This is a genomic window from Pantoea sp. SGAir0418, assembly GCF_043529865.1.
Genome location: NZ_CP027911.1, coordinates 1,143,415 through 1,165,300 on the forward strand (window position 1 = coordinate 1,143,415; position 21,886 = coordinate 1,165,300).

16 protein-coding genes are annotated in these 21,886 nt (G+C 60.1%); 13 read left to right on the top strand and 3 right to left on the bottom strand.

Annotation, left to right across the window (positions count from 1 at the left end; genetic code table 11):
- Positions 1-43 precede the first annotated feature (43 nt).
- From C1N84_RS05140 to C1N84_RS05200, 13 genes are all read left to right on the top strand, one after another.
- Positions 44-4,924: an alpha-2-macroglobulin family protein gene (locus tag C1N84_RS05140; protein ID WP_264442209.1), complete on the top strand. Its 4,881-nt coding sequence runs from the start codon at positions 44-46 to the stop codon at positions 4,922-4,924.
- Positions 4,925-4,930: 6 nt separating this feature from the next.
- The gene (gene pbpC / locus C1N84_RS05145; protein ID WP_394541777.1) at positions 4,931-7,249 is read left to right on the top strand and encodes a peptidoglycan glycosyltransferase PbpC; all 2,319 of its coding nucleotides are present in this window, start codon (positions 4,931-4,933) and stop codon (positions 7,247-7,249) included.
- Positions 7,250-7,418: 169 nt separating this feature from the next.
- Positions 7,419-7,850 carry a nucleoside-diphosphate kinase gene (ndk, locus tag C1N84_RS05150; RefSeq protein WP_021506555.1) on the top strand — a complete coding sequence of 144 codons (432 nt, stop codon included), beginning with the start codon at positions 7,419-7,421 and terminating at the stop codon, positions 7,848-7,850.
- A gap of 187 nt (positions 7,851-8,037) precedes the next feature.
- Complete coding sequence (locus tag C1N84_RS05155; RefSeq protein WP_021506556.1) at positions 8,038-9,207, top strand: bifunctional tRNA (adenosine(37)-C2)-methyltransferase TrmG/ribosomal RNA large subunit methyltransferase RlmN; 1,170 nt, start codon at positions 8,038-8,040, stop codon at positions 9,205-9,207.
- A 75-nt stretch (positions 9,208-9,282) separates the two neighbouring features.
- Entirely contained in the window at positions 9,283-10,017 is a 735-nt protein-coding gene (gene pilW / locus C1N84_RS05160; protein ID WP_058770850.1) for a type IV pilus biogenesis/stability protein PilW, read from the top strand.
- Positions 10,007-11,029 carry a cytoskeleton protein RodZ gene (gene rodZ / locus C1N84_RS05165; RefSeq protein ID WP_058758298.1) on the top strand — a complete coding sequence of 341 codons (1,023 nt, stop codon included), beginning with the start codon at positions 10,007-10,009 and terminating at the stop codon, positions 11,027-11,029. The genes pilW and rodZ overlap by 11 nt, the downstream gene beginning before the upstream one ends.
- A gap of 38 nt (positions 11,030-11,067) precedes the next feature.
- Positions 11,068-12,189, top strand: a complete 1,122-nt coding sequence (ispG, locus tag C1N84_RS05170) for a flavodoxin-dependent (E)-4-hydroxy-3-methylbut-2-enyl-diphosphate synthase (RefSeq protein ID WP_021506559.1) — start codon at positions 11,068-11,070, stop codon at positions 12,187-12,189.
- Positions 12,190-12,294: 105 nt separating this feature from the next.
- Positions 12,295-13,569 carry a histidine--tRNA ligase gene (gene hisS / locus C1N84_RS05175; RefSeq protein ID WP_031279395.1) on the top strand — a complete coding sequence of 425 codons (1,275 nt, stop codon included), beginning with the start codon at positions 12,295-12,297 and terminating at the stop codon, positions 13,567-13,569.
- Positions 13,570-13,608: 39 nt separating this feature from the next.
- A complete protein-coding gene (locus C1N84_RS05180; RefSeq protein ID WP_021506561.1) occupies positions 13,609-14,226 on the top strand; it encodes a YfgM family protein in 618 nt (205 codons plus the stop codon).
- Positions 14,227-14,245: 19 nt separating this feature from the next.
- Positions 14,246-15,427 carry an outer membrane protein assembly factor BamB gene (bamB, locus tag C1N84_RS05185; RefSeq protein WP_021506562.1) on the top strand — a complete coding sequence of 394 codons (1,182 nt, stop codon included), beginning with the start codon at positions 14,246-14,248 and terminating at the stop codon, positions 15,425-15,427.
- A 176-nt stretch (positions 15,428-15,603) separates the two neighbouring features.
- A complete protein-coding gene (gene der, locus C1N84_RS05190) occupies positions 15,604-17,094 on the top strand; it encodes a ribosome biogenesis GTPase Der (RefSeq protein ID WP_021506563.1) in 1,491 nt (496 codons plus the stop codon).
- A gap of 85 nt (positions 17,095-17,179) precedes the next feature.
- On the top strand, positions 17,180-17,407 hold the full coding sequence (locus tag C1N84_RS05195; protein WP_264442216.1) for a zinc ribbon domain-containing protein: 228 nt from the start codon (positions 17,180-17,182) through the stop codon (positions 17,405-17,407).
- 329 nt (positions 17,408-17,736) lie between these two features.
- Entirely contained in the window at positions 17,737-20,175 is a 2,439-nt protein-coding gene (locus C1N84_RS05200; RefSeq protein ID WP_021506565.1) for a glucose/quinate/shikimate family membrane-bound PQQ-dependent dehydrogenase, read from the top strand.
- Between the two features lie 86 nt (positions 20,176-20,261).
- Here C1N84_RS05200 and C1N84_RS05205 read toward each other — a convergent pair whose 3' ends face one another.
- The 3 genes from C1N84_RS05205 to C1N84_RS05215 form a co-directional block, all read right to left on the bottom strand.
- Positions 20,262-20,444 (bottom strand): con-10 family general stress protein, encoded by a 183-nt coding sequence (locus C1N84_RS05205; RefSeq protein ID WP_071813581.1) that lies wholly within the window; start codon positions 20,442-20,444, stop codon positions 20,262-20,264.
- 102 nt (positions 20,445-20,546) lie between these two features.
- Positions 20,547-20,876: a protealysin inhibitor emfourin gene (locus tag C1N84_RS05210; RefSeq protein WP_021314501.1), complete on the bottom strand. Its 330-nt coding sequence runs from the start codon at positions 20,874-20,876 to the stop codon at positions 20,547-20,549.
- Complete coding sequence (locus tag C1N84_RS05215; RefSeq protein ID WP_059011394.1) at positions 20,873-21,886, bottom strand: M4 family metallopeptidase; 1,014 nt, start codon at positions 21,884-21,886, stop codon at positions 20,873-20,875. Before C1N84_RS05215 ends, C1N84_RS05210 begins: the two co-directional genes overlap by 4 nt.

Sequence of the window (21,886 nt, forward strand, 5' to 3'; positions counted from 1 at the left end):
AGCACAACACGTTTAACCTTTTGGGGCTGGTGAGGGAATTACCATGGCAAGATGTGTAAAACGACTGCTGTTCAGCGTGCTGATCGGCGGCGCATTACTGGGCGGCGCGCAGCCGTCGCTGCAGGCGGCTGATACGCCTGCGCCGCAGGCCGCGACACGCGCTCTTGCGGTGATCGACCTTTCCGAGCTGCAGCTGGACGGCGCGGCGGCGCTGGTACTGACCTTCAACCGCGCGCTCGACGGTCAGCAGGATTTCAACCATTGGATCAGCCTCACCGACGACAGCAGCGGCAAGGTCGACGGAGGCTGGGAGCTGGCGCAGAACGGCAAAGTGCTGCGCTTCCGCCATCCGCAGCCGGCGCGCAAGCTCACCGTCACCGTCAATGCCGGCCTGAAGGCCGCGGATGGCAGTGCCTTAGCCAGCCCATTCAGCCAGACACTCACCACGCGCGACATCCAGCCGATGGTCGGTTTCGCCAGTCGTGGCTCGCTGCTGCCGCTGCGCCTGGCGCAGGGACTGCCGGTGCTGGCGCTCAACGTTAACCAGATCGATGTTGATTTCTTCCGGGTGAAAAATGCCTCGCTGGCGGATTTTCTCGCCCAGTGGAATTACGGCAACAATTTGTCGTACTGGGAATCGCGCGATCTGCTGAAAAACGCCGATCTGGTTTACAGCGGCCGCTTCGATCTCAACCCGGCACGCAATACGCGGGAAAAAATGCAGCTGCCGCTCGGCGACGTCGCGGCGCTGAAGCAGCCGGGTGTCTACCTGGCGGTGATGAAACAGGCCGGCACTTACAATTACACGCAACCGGCTACGCTGTTCACCCTGAGCGACATTGGGCTGTCGCTGCACCGTTTTCCCACCCAGCTGGAACTGTTTACACAAAGCCTCGCCAGTGGCGATCCGCTGGCGGATGTCAGCGTGCAGCTACTGGATGAAAAAGGCCAACAGATGGCGACTGGCAGCAGCGACAGCGAGGGTCACCTGCGTTTAGCAGCTAACGCTAAAGGCAAGCTGCTGCTGGCGACCAGTAAAGGCCAGACTTCGCTCATCGACCTCAATCGCCCGGCGCTGGATCTGGCCGAATTCCCGATTGATGGCCCGCAAGGCTACGACAAACAGTTCTTCATTTTTGGCCCGCGCGATCTCTATCGCCCCGGCGAAACGGTCATCGTTAATGCGCTGCTGCGCGATGCCGATGGCAAACCACTGCCGCCGCAGCCGGTGAAAGCTGAAGTGGTGCAGCCGAATGGTGAAGTGGCACAAACCTTCGTCTGGCAACCAGAGCACGGCGTTTATCAACAACGTTTTGCCTTACCGGCCTCGGCGATGACCGGTAAATGGACGCTGCGTATTAACAGCGGCGACAACCAGCCGCGCAGCTGGCCGTTCAATGTAGAAGATTTCCTGCCAGAACGGATGGCGCTGTCACTTAAAAGCAACACTCAGCCCCTGTCGCCAGATGCCGACGTCACCTTTGCTGTCGAAGGTCGCTATTTGTATGGCGCGCCAGCGGCAGGCAACGAACTACAGGGCCAGCTGTTCCTGCGTCCGGCGCGTGAAGCGGTCGCTGCGTTGCCAGGTTATCAGTTTGGCGACATCACTGAGGAACTGAAACGTAGCCTTGATGATGTGGATGAAAAGCTGGACGACAGCGGCAGGCTGCAGCTCAGGGTCGAAAGCAGCTGGACGGAGAGCCACTCTCCGCTCAACCTGATTTTGCAGGCCAGCCTGCTGGAGACCGGCGGTCGTCCGGTAACGCGCCGCGCCACGCAAGCGATCTGGCCTGCGCCAGCGCTGCCGGGCATTCGTCCGTTGTTTAACAGCGAGTCGGTGTACGACTATCGCACCGATCGTTATAACGATGAGCCAACCGTGCCGGAAAACAGCCTCGCCGAATTTGACGTGGTGTACGCCAATGCGCAGGGCGACAAGCTGGCGGCGCAGGATCTCGAGGTGCGTTTGATCCACGAACGTCGCGACTACTTCTGGAGCTTCTCCGACAGCGAAGGCTGGCAGTCACGTTACGATGAAAAAGATCTGCAGGAAGAGCAGCAGCGCATCAGCATTGCGGCGGGCGGCAGCCAGAAAGTCAGCTTCCCGGTAGAGTGGGGCACCTATCGTCTTGAAGTGCATGCCGGTGACAACATCGTCAGCAGCGTGCGTTTCCAGGCAGGTTACTGGTGGCAGGACAACACCAACGGCACCGGCGCGCTGCGTCCGGATCAGGTCAAACTGAAGATCGACAAAGCCGCCTATCAACCCGGCGACACCGCGCGTGTCACGGTGGAATCCCCGGCGGCCGGCAAAGGCTATTTGCTGGTGGAGTCGAGCAGCGGCACCTTGTGGTGGCAGCCGCTGGATGTGCCGGCGGGCGGTGCAACCATTAATGTGCCAGTCAGTGCGGAGTGGAAACGCCACGATCTGTATCTCAGCGCGATTGTGGTACGCGACGGCGACAAAGCGAACGGCACTACGCCAAAACGCGCGGTCGGCTTGTTGCATCTGCCGATGGCAACCGCCGCGCGCCGCCTGACGCTGGCGCTTGAGGCACCGGACAGGATTCGGCCGGAACAAACCGTGCAAGTCAAGGTTAAAGCCCGACGCGAGGGCGGTGCGCTGCCGCAGCAGGTGCAGGTATTGTTGTCGGCGGTGGACAGCGGCGTGCTGAGCATTACCGACTATGCCACCCCCGATCCGTGGAACGGCTTCTTTGGCCGCAAGCGCTACAACGCCGATCAATATGACGTGTTCGGACAGTTAATTGAGGGCGGCGGCAAACTGGCGGCGCTGCGTTTTGGCGGTGACGGGGACGATGCCGATGCGCTGTCGCGCGGCGGTAAAAAGCCGGTCACCGAGGCGCAGATTGTGGCGCAGCAGCTGCAACCGGTGACGCTGGATGCCAGCGGCGAGGGCACGCTGGAACTGCCGGTACCAGCCTTCAACGGCGAGCTGCGGCTGATGGCGCAGGTGTGGAGCGAAGACAGTTTCGGCGCGGCGGATCGTAAAATGGTGGTCGCCGCACCGCTGGTAAGCGAACTGGCGACGCCGCGCTTTCTTGCCAGCGGCGATCAATCAACACTGGCGCTGGATTTGACCAACCTCACCGATCAACCTCAAACGTTGAACGTCGCGGTCAACGCAAGTGGCTTGATTGCACTCAACGGCCAAATCCCGGCCAGGGTGCAGCTGGCGAAGGGGGCGCGAACCACGCTGGCGATTCCGGTTAAAGCGCAGGACGGTTTTGGTGAGGGCGACGTGCAGGTGACCGTTTCGGGGCTGAGCCTGCCGAATGAGACGCTGGCACCGAGCGTGCGCCGCTGGAAGATTGGCGTGCGTCCGGCTTATCCGGCGCAAACCCTGAGTTTCGATAACGTAATGAACAGCGGACAGCGCTGGCAGGTGATGGCAAGCGCGTTCAACGGCCTGCAGGCCAGCACGCTGAGCGGCCAGCTGTCGCTAAGTTCTCAGCCGCCGCTGAATATCGCCAGCTACATCAGCCAGCTTTACGCTTATCCCTATGGCTGTCTGGAGCAGACCGCCAGCGGTATCTGGCCTTCACTCTTCACCAATCACGCCCAGCTCAGCGCGATGGGCATCAAAACCAGCAGTGATGAGGCGCGCCGCGCGGCAATTGACACCGGCATTGCGCGCCTGGCCGGCATGCAGCGCGGTAACGGCAGCTTTGGCCTGTGGAGCAAAGAGAGCAGCGAGGAGTTCTGGCTCACCGCTTACGTCACTGACTTCCTGCTGCGCGCCAGCGAAGCGGGTTACAGCGTGCCGGAGGGCGTGATTAATCGCGCCGACCAGCGCCTGCTGCGTTATTTGCAGGATCCGGCGCAAATCGAAACCAGCTGGAGTAGCGATGCCGATGCGCTGCGTTTTAGCGTGCAGGCCTACGCGGGGCTGGTGCTGGCGCGTCAGCAGCAGGCGCCGCTCGGCGCGCTGCGGGCGCTGTATGACCAACGCGCCCAGGCGAAGTCCGGACTGGCGCTGGTGCAGCTTGGCGTGGCGCTACAGCAGATGGGCGATACGCAGCGCGCGCAGCTGGCGCTGATGCAGGGCATCGCGCTGCAACGCCAGCCTGACATGTGGCTGGGCGATTACGGCAGTCCGCTGCGTGACCGCGCGCTGACCCTGACGCTGCTGACGGAAAATCAGCTGCTGCCGGCGCAGCAGGGGCCATTGCTGATTGAACTGGCGCAAACGCTGCACGGGCAGCGCTGGTTCTCTACGCAGGAGAACAATGCGCTGTTCCTCGCCGCGCGGACGCTGCAGCAGCATCAGGGTGAGACCTGGCAGGCCACGCTGCAGGACCAGCCGCTGCGCAGCGATCGGCCGCTGAGTCTCGGGCTGAGCGCGCCGCAATTGCAGCAGGGCCTGACGGTGACCAGCGACACGCCGTCGCCGCTGTACGGTACGCTCAATGTGGTCGGCTATCCGCGCACTGCGCCGTCACCGGTCAGCAACGTGCTCAGCATCAGTCGCGAATACTTCACGCTGGACGGCAAACCGGCCGATCTCAATAACCTTAAGAGCGGTGAGCTGCTGGTGGTGCGGCTGAAGGTGGGCGCCAGTCAGCGCGTCAGCGATGCGCTGGTGGTGGATCTGCTGCCGGCCGGACTGGAGCTGGAAAATCAAAACCTGAGCGACAGCAGCGCCAGCCTGGGCGACAGTGCCGATGCGCTGAAAGAGAGCATGATGGACATGCAGCAGGCCAACATCAAACATCTTGAGTTCCGCGACGACCGCTTTGTCGCCGCGCTGGCGCTGGATGGCTACACGCCCGGCACGCTGCTGTATCTGGCGCGCGCGGTGACGCCGGGCAGTTACCGTCTGCCGCCACCGCAGGTGGAGTCGATGTATGTGCCCGCGTGGCGCGCCATCGGCACCACGCCGGAAAAACTTCATGTGCGTTAAGCGCCCGTGACGCAGCGCCACCGACGCCTGTGCGGGCTGGCGCTGCTGCTACTGCTGCTGGTGGGCGCACTATGGCTGCTGGACCGGCTCGATCCGCTGCCGCTACGCCAGTTACAGCCGGCGCGGGTGGTGGTAGCGGAAGATGGCACGCCGCTGTGGCGCTTTGCCGATCGACAGGGCGTGTGGCGCTATCCGGTGACGCTGGACGAGGTGTCACCGGCCTATATCGAGGCGCTGCTGACCTACGAAGACCGCTGGTTCTGGCACCATCCCGGCATTAACCCGCTGGCGATAGTGCGCGCCGTCGGGCAAAACCTGCTGCAGTACGGCATTGTCTCCGGCGGCAGCACGCTGACCATGCAGGTGGCGCGGCTGATTGATCCGCAGCCGCGTACCCTGCGTGGCAAAGTGGTGCAGGCGTGGCGCGCGTTGCAGCTGGAGTGGCATCTGTCGAAGCGCGAGATCCTCACGCTGTATCTCAACCGCGCCCCGTTTGGTGGCACGGTTGAGGGCGTCGGCGCCGCCAGCTGGATGTGGCTGGGCAAACCGGCCTCGCAGCTTACCCGCGGCGAGGCGGCGCTGCTGGCGGTGCTGCCGCAGGCACCCAGCCGTTTGCGCCCGGACCGCTGGCCGCAGCGTGCTGAAGCTGCCCGCAATAAAGTGCTGGATCGCCTGGCGCAGTATCAGGTGTGGCCGGCGCAGACCGTCGCCGAAATCAAACAGGAGCCGGTATGGCTGCCGCCGCGTCAGCTGCCGCAGCTGGCACCGCTGCTGGCGCGCCGGCTGCTGTCGCTGTCGCCCGACAGCAAAATTACTTCCACGCTGGATGTGTCGCTGCAGCGTGAACTGGAGAACCTCGCTGCGTCGCTGCAAACCCGGCTGCCGCCGCGCACCTCGCTGGCACTGCTGGTTGTCGACCACAGCAGCATGAAGGTGCGCGGCTACGTCGGTTCGGTGTCTTTCAATGATGACAGCCGCTTTGGCCATGTGGATATGATTGCCAGCGTGCGTTCGCCGGGATCGCTGCTCAAGCCGTTTGTCTACGGCATGGCGCTGGATGAAGGCCTGATTCATGGCGAATCGCTGCTGCAGGATGTGCCACGCCGCTTTGGTGACTATCGTCCCGGCAATTTCGACAGCGGCTTTCACGGCCCGGTCAGCGCCAGTGAAGCGCTGCAGCGTTCGCTCAATCTGCCGGCGGTGCAGCTGCTGGAGGCGCTTGGACCGAAAAACGTCGCCGCGCGGCTGCGCAACGTCGGCCTGAATCTGCGCTTTCCGGCGGGCGGTGAACCGAATCTGTCGCTGGTGCTGGGCGGCACCGGCGCGCGGCTGGACGACATTGTCGCCGCCTACAGCGCCTTTGCCCGCCACGGTAATGCTGCGCAGCTGCGCTGGCTGCCGCAGCAGCCGCTGCTGCAGCGTCCGTTACTGTCGCCCGGCGCGGCGTGGATTGTACGCCGCATCCTCGCCGGTAAGGCGCAGCCTGCCGCCAGCGGGGCGGTCGCCGATATCGTGCCGCTGGCGTGGAAAACCGGCACCAGCTACGGCTATCGCGACGCCTGGAGCGTCGGTATCACGCCGCGCTATCTGATTGGCGTCTGGGTGGGCAGGCCGGATGCCACACCGGTTGCCGGCCAGTTCGGTTACGCGTCGGCGGTGCCGGTGATGCAGCAGGTTAATCACCTGCTGGCGGGACACCTGCCGGCGCGCGGCGTACCCGGCGATCCGCGCCCGGCGACGGTCAGCGCCGTCAGTATCTGCTGGCCCGGCGGCCAGCCGTTGCCCGCCGGCGACGAGAACTGCCGGCAGCGGCGTTACAGCTGGGTGCTGAATCAGACCGTGCCGCCAACGCTGCTGGCGCCGGGGCAGGAGGGCGTCAATGGCTTACGCCAGCGCTTCTGGCAAAATAGCAAAGGGCTGCGCGTGGCGGCGGATTGTCCGGATGCGCAAAGCCGGGAACGCGTAATGTGGCCGCTGCCGCTTGAGCCGTGGCTGCCACCGGGCGAACGGCGGGCGCAGCGCCTGCCGCCAGTGGATGCGACCTGCCCGCCGCTGAATCAGGGGGACAGCGCGCCGCTGCTGGTGACCGGCGTGATCAATGGCCAGCGCGTGCAGCCGCTGCCTGGTAAGGCCGTATTGCTGCTGCCGGTGGCGGTGCAGGGCGGGCAGGGTACGCAGCGCTGGTGGTTTTTAAACGGGCAGCCGGTGGAACTGGCGGCGGGAAAAAACAGCGCCTCGCTGGTGCTGCGCGAGCCCGGTCGTTATCAGCTGGTGGTGATGGATGAGGCCGGGCAGCTGGCTTCGGTGTCCTTCACGCGTGGCTAAACGCAGCGCTATGGCATATTTTTTGCGTGTTTGCCCCGACAGAAATCAATTATTTTCAATAATTCCTCTCTTCACTCATAGGCAAGGCGCACCGATCTCCCTATAATCGGCGCGTTTTCTTACCGGGAGCGGGTTCCCGGTTTCTTCAGGATGCTAATCAGAGGTAATCATGGCAATCGAACGCACTTTCTCCATCATCAAACCAAACGCCGTCGCTAAGAACGTGATTGGTGCTATCTACAACCGTTTCGAAAGCGCTGGCTTCAAAATCGTTGGTGCGAAAATGCTGCACCTGACCAAAGAGCAGGCTGAAGGCTTCTACGCGGAGCACAAAGGCCGCCCGTTCTTTGATGGTCTGGTTGAGTTCATGACTTCTGGCCCGGTTGTGGTATCTGTTCTGGAAGGCGAAAACGCTATCCAGCGTCACCGCGATCTGATGGGTGCAACTAACCCGGACAACGCGCTGGCCGGTACGCTGCGTGCTGACTACGCAGACAGCTTCACCGAAAACGCCACCCACGGTTCTGACTCTGCAGAATCTGCGGCACGCGAAATCGCTTACTTCTTCGCAGAAAACGAAGTCTGCCCACGTACCCGCTAAGTGCGCGGTAGCGGATGCGGACAGGCGTCTTTACACCTTGTAACCGGTGGCTAAGACGTTCCCCTGGCATCACGCAGCAGATGTAGTACAATTATGCGCCCTTGTTGAGCCTGGCTCAGCGAGGGCGCTGTTTTTTTCCTATTCTTAACCAGAGCCGTAACGTGTAACAACGAGGCCAGAGAACATTATGTCCGAACAGATTGTGACGCCGTCGTCCGCTTCCCCCGTGGTTGTTTCCCCGAAAAACGAAAAAATTAACCTGCTGGATCTTAACCGTCAGCAGATGCGCGAATTCTTTGTTGAGATGGGCGAAAAACCGTTCCGTGCCGATCAGGTCATGAAGTGGATGTACCACTACTGCTGCGATGATTTCGAGCAGATGACAGACATCAATAAAGTGCTGCGTGGCAAGCTGATGCAGCGCGCTGAAATTCGTGCGCCGGAAGTGGCGGAAGAGATGCGCTCCAGCGATGGCACCATCAAGTGGGCGATTCGCGTCGGCGATCAGCTGGTGGAAACCGTGTATATCCCGGAAGCCGACCGCGCCACGCTGTGCGTCTCCTCGCAGGTAGGCTGTGCGCTGGAGTGTAAATTCTGTTCGACCGCGCAGCAGGGCTTTAACCGTAACCTGCGCGTGTCTGAAATCATTGGTCAGGTATGGCGCGCGGCAAAAATTATCGGTGCCGCTAAAGTGACCGGCCAGCGTCCGATCACCAACGTGGTAATGATGGGCATGGGTGAGCCGCTGCTCAACCTTACCAACGTGGTACCGGCGATGGAGATCATGCTGGATGACTTCGGTTTCGGCCTCTCCAAACGTCGCGTGACGCTGTCGACCTCGGGCGTAGTACCAGCGCTGGATAAGCTCGGCGATATGATCGACGTGGCACTGGCGATTTCGCTGCATGCACCGAATGACACCATCCGCGATGACATCGTGCCAATCAACAAAAAGTACAACATCGAAGCCTTCCTGGCGGCGGTGAAGCGCTACATTGGCAAATCCAACGCCAATCAGGGCCGCGTGACGATTGAGTACGTGATGCTGGATCACGTCAACGACAGCACCGAACATGCGCATGAGCTGGCGGCGCTGCTGAAAGAGACGCCGTGCAAGATCAACCTGATTCCGTGGAACCCCTTCCCGGGCGCGCCGTATGGCCGCAGCTCGAACAGCCGTATCGACCGCTTCTCCAAAGTGCTGATGGAGTACGGTTTCACTACCATCGTGCGTAAAACGCGCGGCGACGACATTGATGCCGCCTGTGGTCAGCTGGCCGGCGATGTTATCGACCGCACCAAGCGTACGCTGCGTAAAAAAATGGCCGGTGAAGCCATCTCTGTGAAGGCGCTCTGAAAGATCGCGCCCGCTGCTACGCATCGGGCGTCAGGCATGGCAGTCTCTGCGCTGAACTGACAGGGAGAGACTGAGATGCGTAAAGGATTACCCGCCGCGCTGCTGGCCGGCTTTGTTGTAACTGGGTGTGTCGAAGCACCGGCACGGCACGGCGCGGCCGATATCCGGCTGCAGCTGGGATTGCACTATCTGGCGGTGAAGGATTATGCCGCGGCGCAGCGCAATTTGCTGCGCGCGCAGCAGGCCGCGCCGCGCGATTACCGGGTGCCGCTGGCGCTTGCGCGCGTCGCGCAGGCACAGCAGAATAACGCCCGGACGCGCCATTACTACCAGCGCGCGCAGCAGTTAGCGCCGCTGAATGGTTATGTGGCTAACAATTACGGTGCGTTTCTCTGCGGTTTGAGGCAGTATGACGAAGCGCATCAACAGTTTAAGCTGGCAACTGAAGCGCAGCACAGCGACGCCGCTCAGGATGCCCTGCTGTTTTCGGGCTATTGTTACCTGCAGGCGGGAGAGGATCGCGCCGCGCGCCAGCAGTTCGATCTCGCGCTGGATGCCGCACCGGAGCAGGGCAGTATGCTGCTGACGGAAGTGGAACGACGGCTTGAACAGCAGCAGTGGGCTTCAGTGCCGCTGCTTTTAGAAGTTTACCATCAACATTTGCCGGCAACGGCAGAGAGTCTGGGGTTACAGATACGTTTCGCCGCGCAACAGGGAAACGCTGCTGACGTTACACGTTATGGCGACCGGTTGGCGCGAAGTTTTCCACAATCGATACAGTACCAGCGTTATTTAGCTAATGAATACTGAAGCCACTCAAGAGAATTCTGCAGTACATTCCACAGGTGAACGCCTGCGTCTGGCCCGTGAGCAGATGGGGCTGACCCAGCAAAACGTCGCTGAGCGCCTGTGCCTGAAACTTTCTACCGTGCGTGATATTGAAGAGGATAAATCCCCGGCGGATTTGGCCTCGACCTTCCTGCGCGGCTACATTCGCTCTTATGCGCGTCTGGTGCATGTACCTGAAGATGATCTGCTGCCGATGATGGCAAAGCAGGCTCCGGTGCGTGCGGCGAAAATTGAGCCGATGCAGAGCTTCTCACTGGGTAAGCGTCGTAAAAAGCGTGACGGCTGGTTGATGATCTTCACCTGGCTGGTGATTTTCGTGGTGGTCGGCCTGACCGGCGCCTGGTGGTGGCAGAACCATAAAGCCTCACAGGCGGATCTGGTGTCGATGGCTGACCAGAACGGCAGCAGCAGCGATAACAGCCAGTCGATTCCGCTGGGTGATAACAGCACGGACAGCACTACCGACAGCGACACTAACGCGGCCGGTACGCCGATTGACACCGGTGCCGGTGCGGTCAGCACGCCAGACAACGCTGGCAGCACTAACTCTGCGCCAGCAGCGACCAGCAGCAACACGGCAACCAGCAGCGACAACGCAGTGGTGTCACCGAGCCAGGCGCCGATTGATAACGCACCGCCAGCGGCCACCTCACCGGCGCCGGCCAACAGCGTGCCGGCAGGCTCAATGCCAACCGGTACCGCGGCCGTCAGCCAGCCCGCGGGCGATCCTAACGCCGTGGTGATGAACTTCAAAGCTGACTGCTGGCTGGAAGTCACCGATGCGACCGGTAAGAAGCTGTTCAGCGGATTGCAACGTAGCGGCGGTAAACTCAGCCTGTCCGGCACCGCTCCGTATCGTCTGAAAATTGGCGCTCCGGGTGCGGTTGACGTGCAATATCAGAATCAGCCCGTTGATTTAAGTCGTTTTATCCGTAATAACCAGGTTGCCCGTCTGACGCTGGGTGCGCAATAACGCGCAGCGCGCTTTCCGGGTAATTGTGGAGAGAGAATATGCATAACGAAGCACCCATTATCCGTCGCAAATCTACACGTATTTACGTCGGCAAGGTGCCGGTTGGCGATGGCGCGCCTATCGCCGTTCAGTCAATGACCAACACCCGTACCACGGACGTCGAAGCCACGGTGAATCAGATCCGTCAGCTGGAGCGCGTCGGCGTGGATATCGTGCGTGTGTCCGTGCCCACCATGGATGCGGCGGAAGCCTTCAAACTGATTAAGCAGCAGGTCAACGTGCCGCTGGTAGCGGACATTCACTTTGACTACCGCATCGCTCTGAAAGTGGCCGAGTACGGCGTCGATTGCCTGCGCATTAACCCGGGCAACATCGGTAACAACGAGCGTATTCGCCAGGTAGTGGATTGCGCCCGTGACCACAATATTCCGATCCGTATCGGTGTTAACGCCGGTTCGCTGGAAAAAGATCTGCAGGAAAAATACGGTGAGCCAACGCCGCAGGCGCTGCTCGAATCCGCGATGCGTCATGTTGATCACCTCGATCGCCTCAACTTTGACCAGTTCAAAGTGAGCGTCAAAGCCTCCGATGTGTTCCTGGCGGTGGAATCTTACCGTCTGCTGGCAAAAGCCATCGATCAGCCATTGCACCTTGGCATCACCGAAGCCGGTGGCGCGCGTGCGGGAGCGGTGAAATCAGCGATCGGCCTTGGTCTGCTGCTGGCGGAAGGGATTGGCGATACGCTGCGCATTTCGCTGGCCGCTGACCCGGTTGAAGAGGTTAAAGTCGGCTACGACATCCTGAAATCACTGCGCATCCGCTCACGCGGCATCAACTTCATCGCCTGCCCGACCTGTTCGCGCCAGGAGTTTGACGTCATTGGTACGGTGAACGCACTGGAAGAGCGGCTGGAAGACATCATCACGCCGATGGATGTCTCGATCATTGGCTGCGTGGTGAACGGTCCCGGCGAAGCCACGGTCTCGACGCTCGGCGTCACCGGCGGCAACAAGAAAAGCGGTTTCTACGAAGATGGCGTGCGTCAGCGCGATCGCCTCGACAACAATGACATGATCGATCAGCTGGAAGCGCGCATCCGTGCAAAAGCCACCATGCTGGACGAGAGCCGCCGCATCAACGTGCAGCAGCTGGAAAAATAAAGGACGGTGTGCGCCCGGCGCACGCCAGTTGTGATTGAACCTGTGCGGTTTCATCCTCATAAGGTATGATGCCGGACAGGTTTTTTGGTATTAAGAGATTCTAACGTGGCGAAGAATATTCAAGCGATTCGCGGGATGAACGATTACCTGCCGGCAGATACCGCCATCTGGCAGCGTATTGAGGGCACCCTGAAGCAGGTGCTGGCCAGCTACGGCTACAGTGAAATCCGTCTGCCAATCGTCGAGCAAACCCCCCTGTTCAGCCGCGCGATCGGTGAAGTCACCGACGTGGTTGAAAAAGAAATGTACACCTTTGAAGACCGCAACGGCGAAAGCCTGACGCTGCGTCCGGAAGGCACCGCAGGCTGCGTGCGCGCCGGTATCGAACATGGTCTGCTGTACAATCAGGAGCAGCGCCTGTGGTACATCGGTCCGATGTTCCGCTACGAGCGTCCGCAGAAGGGGCGCTATCGCCAGTTTCACCAGATGGGTGTGGAAGTGTTTGGCCTGCAGGGGCCGGACGTGGACGCCGAGCTGATCATGCTGACCCATCGCTGGTGGAAAGCGCTGGGTATTGCTGACCACGTTGAGCTGGAGCTGAACTCCATCGGTTCACTGGACGCGCGCGCCAACTACCGCAGCGCGCTGGTGGCCTTCCTCGAACAGCATAAAGAGGTGCTGGACGAAGATTGCAAACGCCGCATGTATACCAATCCGCTGCGCGTGCTGGACAGCAAAAATCCGGATATTCAGACGCTGCTTAACGACGCGCCGACGCTGGGTGAATTCCTCGACGAGGAGTCACGTGAACACTTCAGCGGCCTGTGCGCGCTTCTCGACGATGCCGGCATCAAATACCGCATCAATCAGCGCCTGGTGCGCGGCCTCGATTACTACAACCGCACCGTGTTCGAATGGGTGACCAGCAGCCTCGGCTCGCAGGGCACCGTGTGCGGCGGCGGTCGCTATGATGGTCTGGTGGAGCAACTGGGCGGCCGCGCGACGCCGGCGGTCGGTTTTGCCATGGGGCTCGAGCGTCTGGTGCTGCTGGTGCAGGCGGTGAATCCGGAATTTGAACCGACGCGCATTGTTGATGTCTATGTTATCGCTTCGGGGCAGGGCGTGCAGTCCGCCGCGATGCAACTGGCGGAAAAACTGCGTGATGCCGACCCGGCGCTGAAGCTGATGACCAACTTCGGCGGCGGTAACTTCAAAAAGCAGTTTGCCCGTGCAGACAAGTGGGGCGCACGCATTGCGCTGGTGCTGGGCGAAGACGAAGTGAAAGCGGGCCAGGTGGTGATTAAAGACCTGCGCACCGGCGATCAGCAGACGCTGGCGCAGAGCGACGCCGCCGCGACGCTGCACACGCTGCTGCAGTAAGCGCAGCACTGCAACAGGCATTTTAAGGAGAGGGATTGCGTGGAAGTTTACAGCAACGAAAACGAACAGGTTGATGCGCTGCGTCGCTTCTTTGCCAATAATGGCAAAGCGCTGGCGGTCGGGGTCATCGTCGGTATTGCTGCACTGGGTGGCTGGCGTTTCTGGAGCAGCCATCAGGAAGGAGCGGACAAAGCCGCGTCGGCGCAGTATCAGCAGCTGACCAGCGCCATGCAGGCAGACAAGCCGCAGACGCTGGAAGCGGTCGCCAGCTTCGCCAGCGAGAACAACAACACCTACGGTGCGCTGGCCGCGCTGGATCTGGCTAAACAGTACGTTGCCGCCAATCAGTTAGACAAAGCCATCACGCTGTTACAGAGCGGGCTGAAAGACACCAAAGATGCCAATCTGCAGGCGGTGATCAACCTGCGTCTGGCACGCATTCAACTGCAGCAAAATCAGGCCGATGCCGCCCTTACTACCCTGAACAATGTGAAGGGTGATGGCTGGACAGCCATTGTGGCGGACATTCGTGGCGAAGCACTGCTGAGCAAAGGCGATAAGCAGGGCGCCCGTGATGCCTGGAGCAAAGGTGCGGAATCGCAGGCTTCTCCTGCGCTGAAGCAGATGCTGCAGATGAAGATGAATAACTTAAGTTAAGCCAGTCAAGAGAGCGCACATGGAATTACGTAAATACCTGCTGCCAGGGCTGATGTCAGTCACTCTGCTCAGCGGTTGCTCGCTGTTCAGCGGCGAAGAAGATGTAGTGAAAATGGCCCCGCTGCCGAAGGTTGAAAACCAGTTCACGCCGGAAACCGCGTGGAGCACCTCGGTCGGTGACGGCGTGGGTGATTTCTACTCCAATCTGCATCCCGCCTGGCAGGACGGCACCGTGTATGCCGCCGACCGCTTCGGTATCGTGAAAGCGCTCGACGCCAGCAACGGCAAAGAGAAGTGGAAAGTGAACCTCTCTGAGAAGACCGGCTTCTTCTCGAAAAACATTTCGGCACTGCTGTCTGGCGGTATCACGGCCAATGGCGATCGCCTCTACATCGGTAGCGAGCGGGGACAGGTATTTGCCCTGAACAGCAGCGACGGCAACATTGCCTGGCAGACCAAAGTGGCTGGCGAAGCGCTGTCGCGTCCGGTGGTCAGCGATGGTCTGGTACTGATTCACACCAGCAACGGTATGCTGCAGGGGCTCGATCAGAGCAGCGGCGCGGTGAAATGGAGCGTGAATCTGGATATGCCAGCGCTGTCGCTGCGCGGTGAATCGGCGCCGGCAGTAGCGTTCGGCGGCGCGATTGTTGGCGGCGATAATGGTCGCGTCAGCGCGGTGATCATGAACCAGGGCCAGCTGATCTGGCAGCAGCGTATCTCCCAGCCAAGCGGTGCGACCGAGATCGATCGTCTTAACGATGTCGACACCACGCCGGTGATCGTCAATGGCGTGGTTTATGCGCTGGCCTACAACGGTAACCTGACGGCGCTGGATCTGCGTTCCGGTCAGATTCTGTGGAAGCGTGAAATCGGCGGCGTCAAAGATCTGATCGTCGATGCCGGTCGCATCTATCTGGTGGATCAGGATGACCGCGTGATTGCGCTCAACGCCGATGGCGGCGTGGCGATCTGGCGTCAGAGCGATCTGCTGCACCGTAACCTGACGTCGCCGGTGCTGTTCAACGGTTACCTGGTGGTCGCCGATAGCGAAGGCTATGTGCACTGGATCAACACCCTGGACGGCCGCTTCGTGGCGCAGCAGAAACTGGACAGCGATGGCTTCCAGACCGAGCCGGTCGTGGCCGGTGACAAGCTGCTGATCCAGGCGAAAGGCGGTGAGGTCTACGCCATCACCCGTTAAGGCGATGGCCCGACGGGCAGCGTTTCGCACGCATTGATACGGCTCCTGATTCGTCAGGGGCCGTTCTGTTTTTAGTCAGGCATGATATTCTTGGCGCCTGCGGCCTGAACCTGACGGCAAATGCCGTTATAATCACGCCATTCGGGCGATTTATTTTTAAAACTGAGGCAAGTGTTATGGTACCTGTGGTCGCGCTGGTTGGGCGTCCCAATGTGGGGAAATCCACGCTGTTTAACCGCTTAACGCGCACACGTGATGCGTTAGTGGCCGATTTCCCTGGACTGACTCGCGATCGCAAATATGGTCGCGCCGAAGTGGAAGGGCGCGAATTTATTGTTATCGATACCGGCGGTATTGATGGCACCGAGGAAGGCGTGGAAAACCGCATGGCGGAGCAGTCGCTGCTGGCGATTGAAGAGGCCGATGTGGTGCTGTTTTTAGTCGATGCGCGCGCTGGCGTCATGCCGGCGGATCAGCAGATCGCCAATCATCTGCGTTCGCGCGATAAAGCGACATTCCTCGTTGCCAACAAAACTGACGGTCTCGATCCGGATGCTGCGGTGCTGGACTTCTACGCGCTCGGCCTGGGTGAGATTCACCCGATTGCCGCGTCGCACGGTCGTGGCGTCACCAGCCTGCTGGAAACCGCGCTGCTGCCGTGGATGGATGACATCGCGCCGCGGGAAGTCAGCGAAGAGGACGAAAACGAAGCCTACTGGGCCGCGTTAGCCGCCGAAGAGAACGGTGAAGCGCTGGAGGAAGAAGAGGAAGAAGCCTTCGATCCGACCGGTCTGCCGATCAAACTGGCGATTGTCGGGCGTCCGAACGTAGGTAAGTCAACGCTCACCAACCGTATCCTCGGTGAAGACCGTGTGGTTGTGTACGACATGCCGGGCACCACGCGCGACAGCATCTACATTCCGATGGAGCGTGATGACCGCGAGTACATTCTGATTGATACCGCGGGCGTGCGTAAGCGCGGCAAAATCACTGATACGGTGGAAAAATTCTCCGTCATCAAAACGCTGCAGGCGATTGAAGATGCCAACGTGGTGATGCTGGTGATTGACGCGCGCGCGGGCATTTCCGATCAGGACCTGTCGCTGCTCGGCTTTATCCTGAATAGTGGGCGCTCACTGGTGATTGTGGTCAACAAGTGGGATGGCCTGTCGCAGGAGATTAAAGATGAAGTGAAAGAGACGCTGGACTTCCGTCTCGGCTTTATCGACTTCGCGCGTGTGCACTTTATCTCGGCACTGCACGGCAGCGGCGTGGGCAACCTGTTTGAATCCGTGACCGAAGCGTACGACTGCTCGACCAAACGCGTAAATACCTCCATGCTGACGCGTATCATGAACATGGCTGCTGACGACCATCAGCCGCCGCTGGTGCGTGGCCGCCGCGTGAAACTCAAATACGCGCATGCCGGTGGTTATAACCCGCCGATTGTGGTGATTCACGGTAATCAGGTGAAGGATCTGCCGGATTCCTACAAGCGTTACCTGATGAACTACTTCCGCCGCTCGCTGAACGTGATGGGAACGCCGATTCGCATCCAGTTCAAAGAGGGCGATAACCCGTATGCGGGCAAACGTAACCTGCTGACGCCAACCCAGCAGCGTAAGCGTAAGCGTCTGATATCGCATCTGAAGAAAAACAAACGCTAAACATGATGAGGGCCCGGATGGGCCCTCTTTTTTTGGCGTAACATCCGGTTTTATCACGATCCTCAGCCACGATCCCGGAGTCATCATGCTCACCCCATGCCCTCACTGTCAGCAACCGCTCACTTACAGCGAGCAACGCTTCGACTGCCCGCACTGCCAGCGTCATTTCACCGCACTGGCCTGCTGTCCCGACTGCCAGCAGCCGCTACAGGTGCTGAAAGCGTGCGGTGCCATAGATTATTTCTGTACCCACGGTCACGGCCTGATCTCCAGCAGACGCGTGCATTATCACCCGGAAGACGTCAGGGAATGAGGGGTTGCGATAGCGCGAAGTGGCGCTGGCTGCTCGCTTCGCGCTGCGTTTGTAGCAAAAATGCTATTGCCCAGTAACTACCGCGTTATGGATGTTCACTTTTAATTGTACCGGATGGTACAATCCTGCCCGCCTTGTCGCGAATGCCAGCGGATGTTGATCCTGCGGCCTCGCTCACAAGCGCTGCATAACGGGCGTAGCTCCCGTACCAACAGATATAAAATAAAGCGTAACGGATAACTTCCTGTCCCTGCTCAGTCAGGAGGACATTGACCGGCAGCTCCCGCATTCCGGCCGCCACGCGTTATTTTTTCAGGAGAGTTTGTGTTATGGCAGAAAATTCCGCTCGTCCCGGTAAAGGGTTGAGTCTCTGGTCCGTGTTATTCGGGCTGGTCCTGCTGGCGATCGGCCTGTTCTTCGCGATCGGTGGCGGTAAACTGGTGGCCCTGGGCGGCAGCTGGTACTTCCTCATTGCCGGTATCGTCATGTTACTGTCGGCGATTCAGTTCTTTCGCCGTAAATCCTCGGCGGTTACGCTGTTCATTCTGGTCTTCGCCGGTACGCTGATTTGGGCGCTGTACGATGCTGGCTGGCAGTTCTGGCCGCTGGTGTCGCGCCTGATGGTGCCGGCCGGCCTGATGGTGCTGGCGTTTATTACCTGGCCGGCGCTGCGTAAGCGTGAGGGCAAGGCCTCGCTGGCGAAGCTTTCGTATGCGCTGTCGGCGGTGATTGCCGTTGGTATGGTGGTCACCTTTGTCCAGATGTTCCAGCCGCATCCGACTGTGGCTTTCACCGGCAAGCAGCTGCCGCTGATCCCGGTAGATAAAAGCAAACCGCAGCAGGACTGGAGCAGCTACGGCCGTACGCCGCAGGGTGACCGTTTTGCCGCTATCGACCAGATTACCCGCGACAACGTGAAAGACTTGCAGGTTGCCTGGACGTTCCATACCGGCGACACGCCGATCAGCCCGACCGGTAACGGTGCAGAAGATCAGGAAACGCCACTGCAGGTGGGTAATACCCTGTATCTGTGTACGCCGCACAACAACGTGATTGCGGTGGAAGCCGACAGCGGTAAGCAGATCTGGAAGCGCGAAATCAATGCGCAGGCGCAGGTGTGGAACCGCTGCCGTGGTCTGGCGTACTTTGATGCCACCAAACCGGTACAGCAGCCAACGCAGCCGGGCTCCACGCCGGTGCCAGCGGTAACGCTGGCGGCGGGCGATAGCTGCCAGCGTCGCATCCTGATGAATACCATCGATGCGCGTCTGATTGCCATCAACGCCGATAACGGTGAACTGTGTGAAAACTTCGGTAACCACGGCGTGGTCGATCTGAAGCAAGGTCTTGGCAGCGCGCCGGACCCGCAGTATCAGCTGACCTCGCCGCCGCAGGTGGCAGGCACCACGGTCGTGGTGGGTGGTCGCGTCGCGGATAACGTCCAGACAGACATGCCTGGCGGCGTTCTGCGTGGCTTCGACGTCATCACCGGCCAGATGCGCTGGGCGTTTGACCCGGGCAACGAAGATCCGAATGCCGTGCTGATGCCGGGTCAGGATTACACCCGCAGCACGCCAAACTCATGGGCGCCAATCTCTTACGATCCGGCGATGAACACCGTGTTCCTGCCGATGGGCAGCTCGTCGGTGGACCTGTGGGGTGCCAACCGTACCGCGCTGGATCACAAATATGGCGCGTCGGTGCTGGCGCTGGATGCCACCACCGGTAAAGAGAAGTGGGTGTATCAGACGGTCCACAATGACCTGTGGGACTTCGACCTGCCAATGCAGCCGAGCCTGGTGGACTTCCCGATGAAGGACGGCACCACCAAACCTGCGGTGGTGATCGGCGGGAAAACCGGCATGATCTGGGTGCTGGATCGCCTGACCGGCAAGCCTTTAACCAAAGTTGAAGAGCTGCCGATGCCGCAGGGCCATATCCCGAACGAGCAGTACACCAAAACTCAGCCGCACTCGGTAGAAATGCCAAACATTGGCAATCAGAAGCTGACCGAGTCAGACATGTGGGGTGCTACGCCGTTTGACCAGCTGGCTTGCCGTATTGCTTTTAAAGGCATGCGTTATGACGGCCTGTTCACCGTGCCGGACACCGATGTTTCGCTCAGCTTCCCGGGCTCGCTCGGTGGCATGAACTGGGGCAGCATCTCGTTCGATCCGAACAACCAGTACATGTTCGTTAACGATATGCGTCTCGGCCTGTGGGTGCAGATGATTCCGCAGGACACCACCAAATCGGCTGCCAGCAACGGCGGTGAAGCCATCAACACCGGCATGGGTGCGGTACCGCTGAAAGGCACGCCGTACGCAGTAAACAAAAACCGCTTCATGTCGCCGCTGGGCATTCCGTGTCAGGCACCGCCGTTCGGTACGCTGTCGGCCATCGACATGAAGACCCGTCAGATTGTGTGGCAGGTGCCGGTTGGTACGGTGCAGGATACCGGTCCGTTTGGTATCAAAATGCATGCGCAGATGCCGGTCGGTATGCCGACGCTGGGCGGTACGCTGGCAACGCAGGGCGGTCTGGTATTTATTGCCGGCACCCAGGATTACTACCTGCGCGCCTTCGACAGCTCAACCGGTAAAGAAGTGTGGAAAGCACGTCTGCCGGTGGGCAGCCAGGGCGGACCAATCAGCTATGTTTCGCCGAAAACCGGCAAACAGTACATCCTGATCTCCGCAGGCGGTGCGCGTCAGTCACCGGATCGCGGTGATTACGTGATTGCTTACGCGCTGCCCGACAGCAAGTAAGCCGCAGTAAAAGAAAGGCCGACATCATGATGTCGGCCTTTTTTATTAACCTTCCGTGGCGTACTCCTTCCTGTAAGGATCCTTACTTACTTCTGCTTAGAGGGGCGACGGCTTTTTTGACCTCCTTTTCTTCCAGCTTCCCTGGCTCTCTCAGGATCGTTCCTGAAATTGCCCCCACTGACTTTGCCGCCCGCGCTACCGGCTTCCCTGGCGCGCTCCGGGTCCTCTGCAAAGTTCCCGGCACCGCCTCGTTGCTTGGTTTGTGTCATAGCAGAGACCTCATCTAAGGGTATTTTCTTTGATGTGGACTAGCTAGCCACGTTATCCAGTATAGTCAGTTAGTTACGGCGATGCTGTGGGAACTGTCTAAGTTATTCTTCGCCATCGCGCCACAGCGCCTGCAGTTCAGGAGGCGCAACGTTTTCCGGAATCAGAATCACAATCGTTCCGGCTTCGCGGTGGGTCGCGTAGCTTATCTGGATGCGAAAATAGCGCTGGTCGCCGCGCCCGATACTGGCGGCCTGTTCCTCCGGCTCGCCGAGCGGCAGCGCCTGCTCCAGCACGTTGCACACGCGCTGCTTTTGCGGTTCCGGCAGCTGCGCCAGCGCAAATCGCCGCTCGCTGCGCAGGCCGGGGATAAATGCAATGCCGCCTTCACGCGCCAGCTCAATGATGGCGTCATCGGTCAGCTGAATATTCACCTTACACCTACCTCGTGCCACGCGGACTGAATCGCCTGTGCCACCGTGTTATCAAAACGTTTTGCGGCATGCTGCACGGTAAAGCGCGCAAAGGTGCTGAAATCGGCATCCTGTGGCAGTTCCTTATCACACAGCGTGTCGTACCATGCCTGACCGGCCCGTTCCCAGGCAAAGCCGCCCAGCGCGGTCGCTGCCAGATAGAAGGCGCGATTGGGTATGCCGGAGTTAAGATGCACGCCGCCGTTGTCTTCGCGCGTGTCGATATAGTGATCCATATCGGCAGGCTGCGGATCTTTGCCGAGCAGCGGATCATCATAGGCGGTACCGGGCGCGGACATAGAGCGCAGGCCGCTGCCCTTAATACCTGCCGCCAGCAGCCCTTCGCCGATGATCCAGTCGGCCTGATCGGCGCTTTGCCTGAGGTGATACTGCTTCACCAGCGAGCCAAACACATCGGACATCGATTCGTTGAGCGCACCCGCCTGCTGGAAGTAAATCAGCCCGGCTTCGGTTTCGGTCACGCCGTGCGTCAGCTCGTGCGCGACCACATCAATGGCAATGGTAAAGCGATTGAAGATCTCACCGTCGCCGTCGCCAAATACCATCTGCTGGCCATTCCAGAAGGCGTTCTGGTATTCCCTGCCGTAATGCACGGTGCCATCCAGTTTCAGGCCTTTGTTGTCCAGCGAGTTGCGCTGGTAGATCTGCCAGTAAAAATCATAAGTGATGCCGAGATAGTTCCAGGCTTCGTCGGCGGCGACGTCACCGTTACCGGGCTGGCCTTCCTCACGGATCAAGGTGCCGGGCAGATTTTGCGTATTACCCGCGTCGTAGATAGCACGCAAAACACTGCCGGGCTGCGCGGTGCTGGCTGCGCTGGCGGTGTGAGGATGTTCCGCCATCAGCTGTTGCACGTGGGTGAGGGTGCGCCGCGCGTAATCCTGCTGTGCGCCGGAACAGTTATCGATGATGTTTCGCAGAATGTACGGAGGAATAACGCTGTAAGGCAT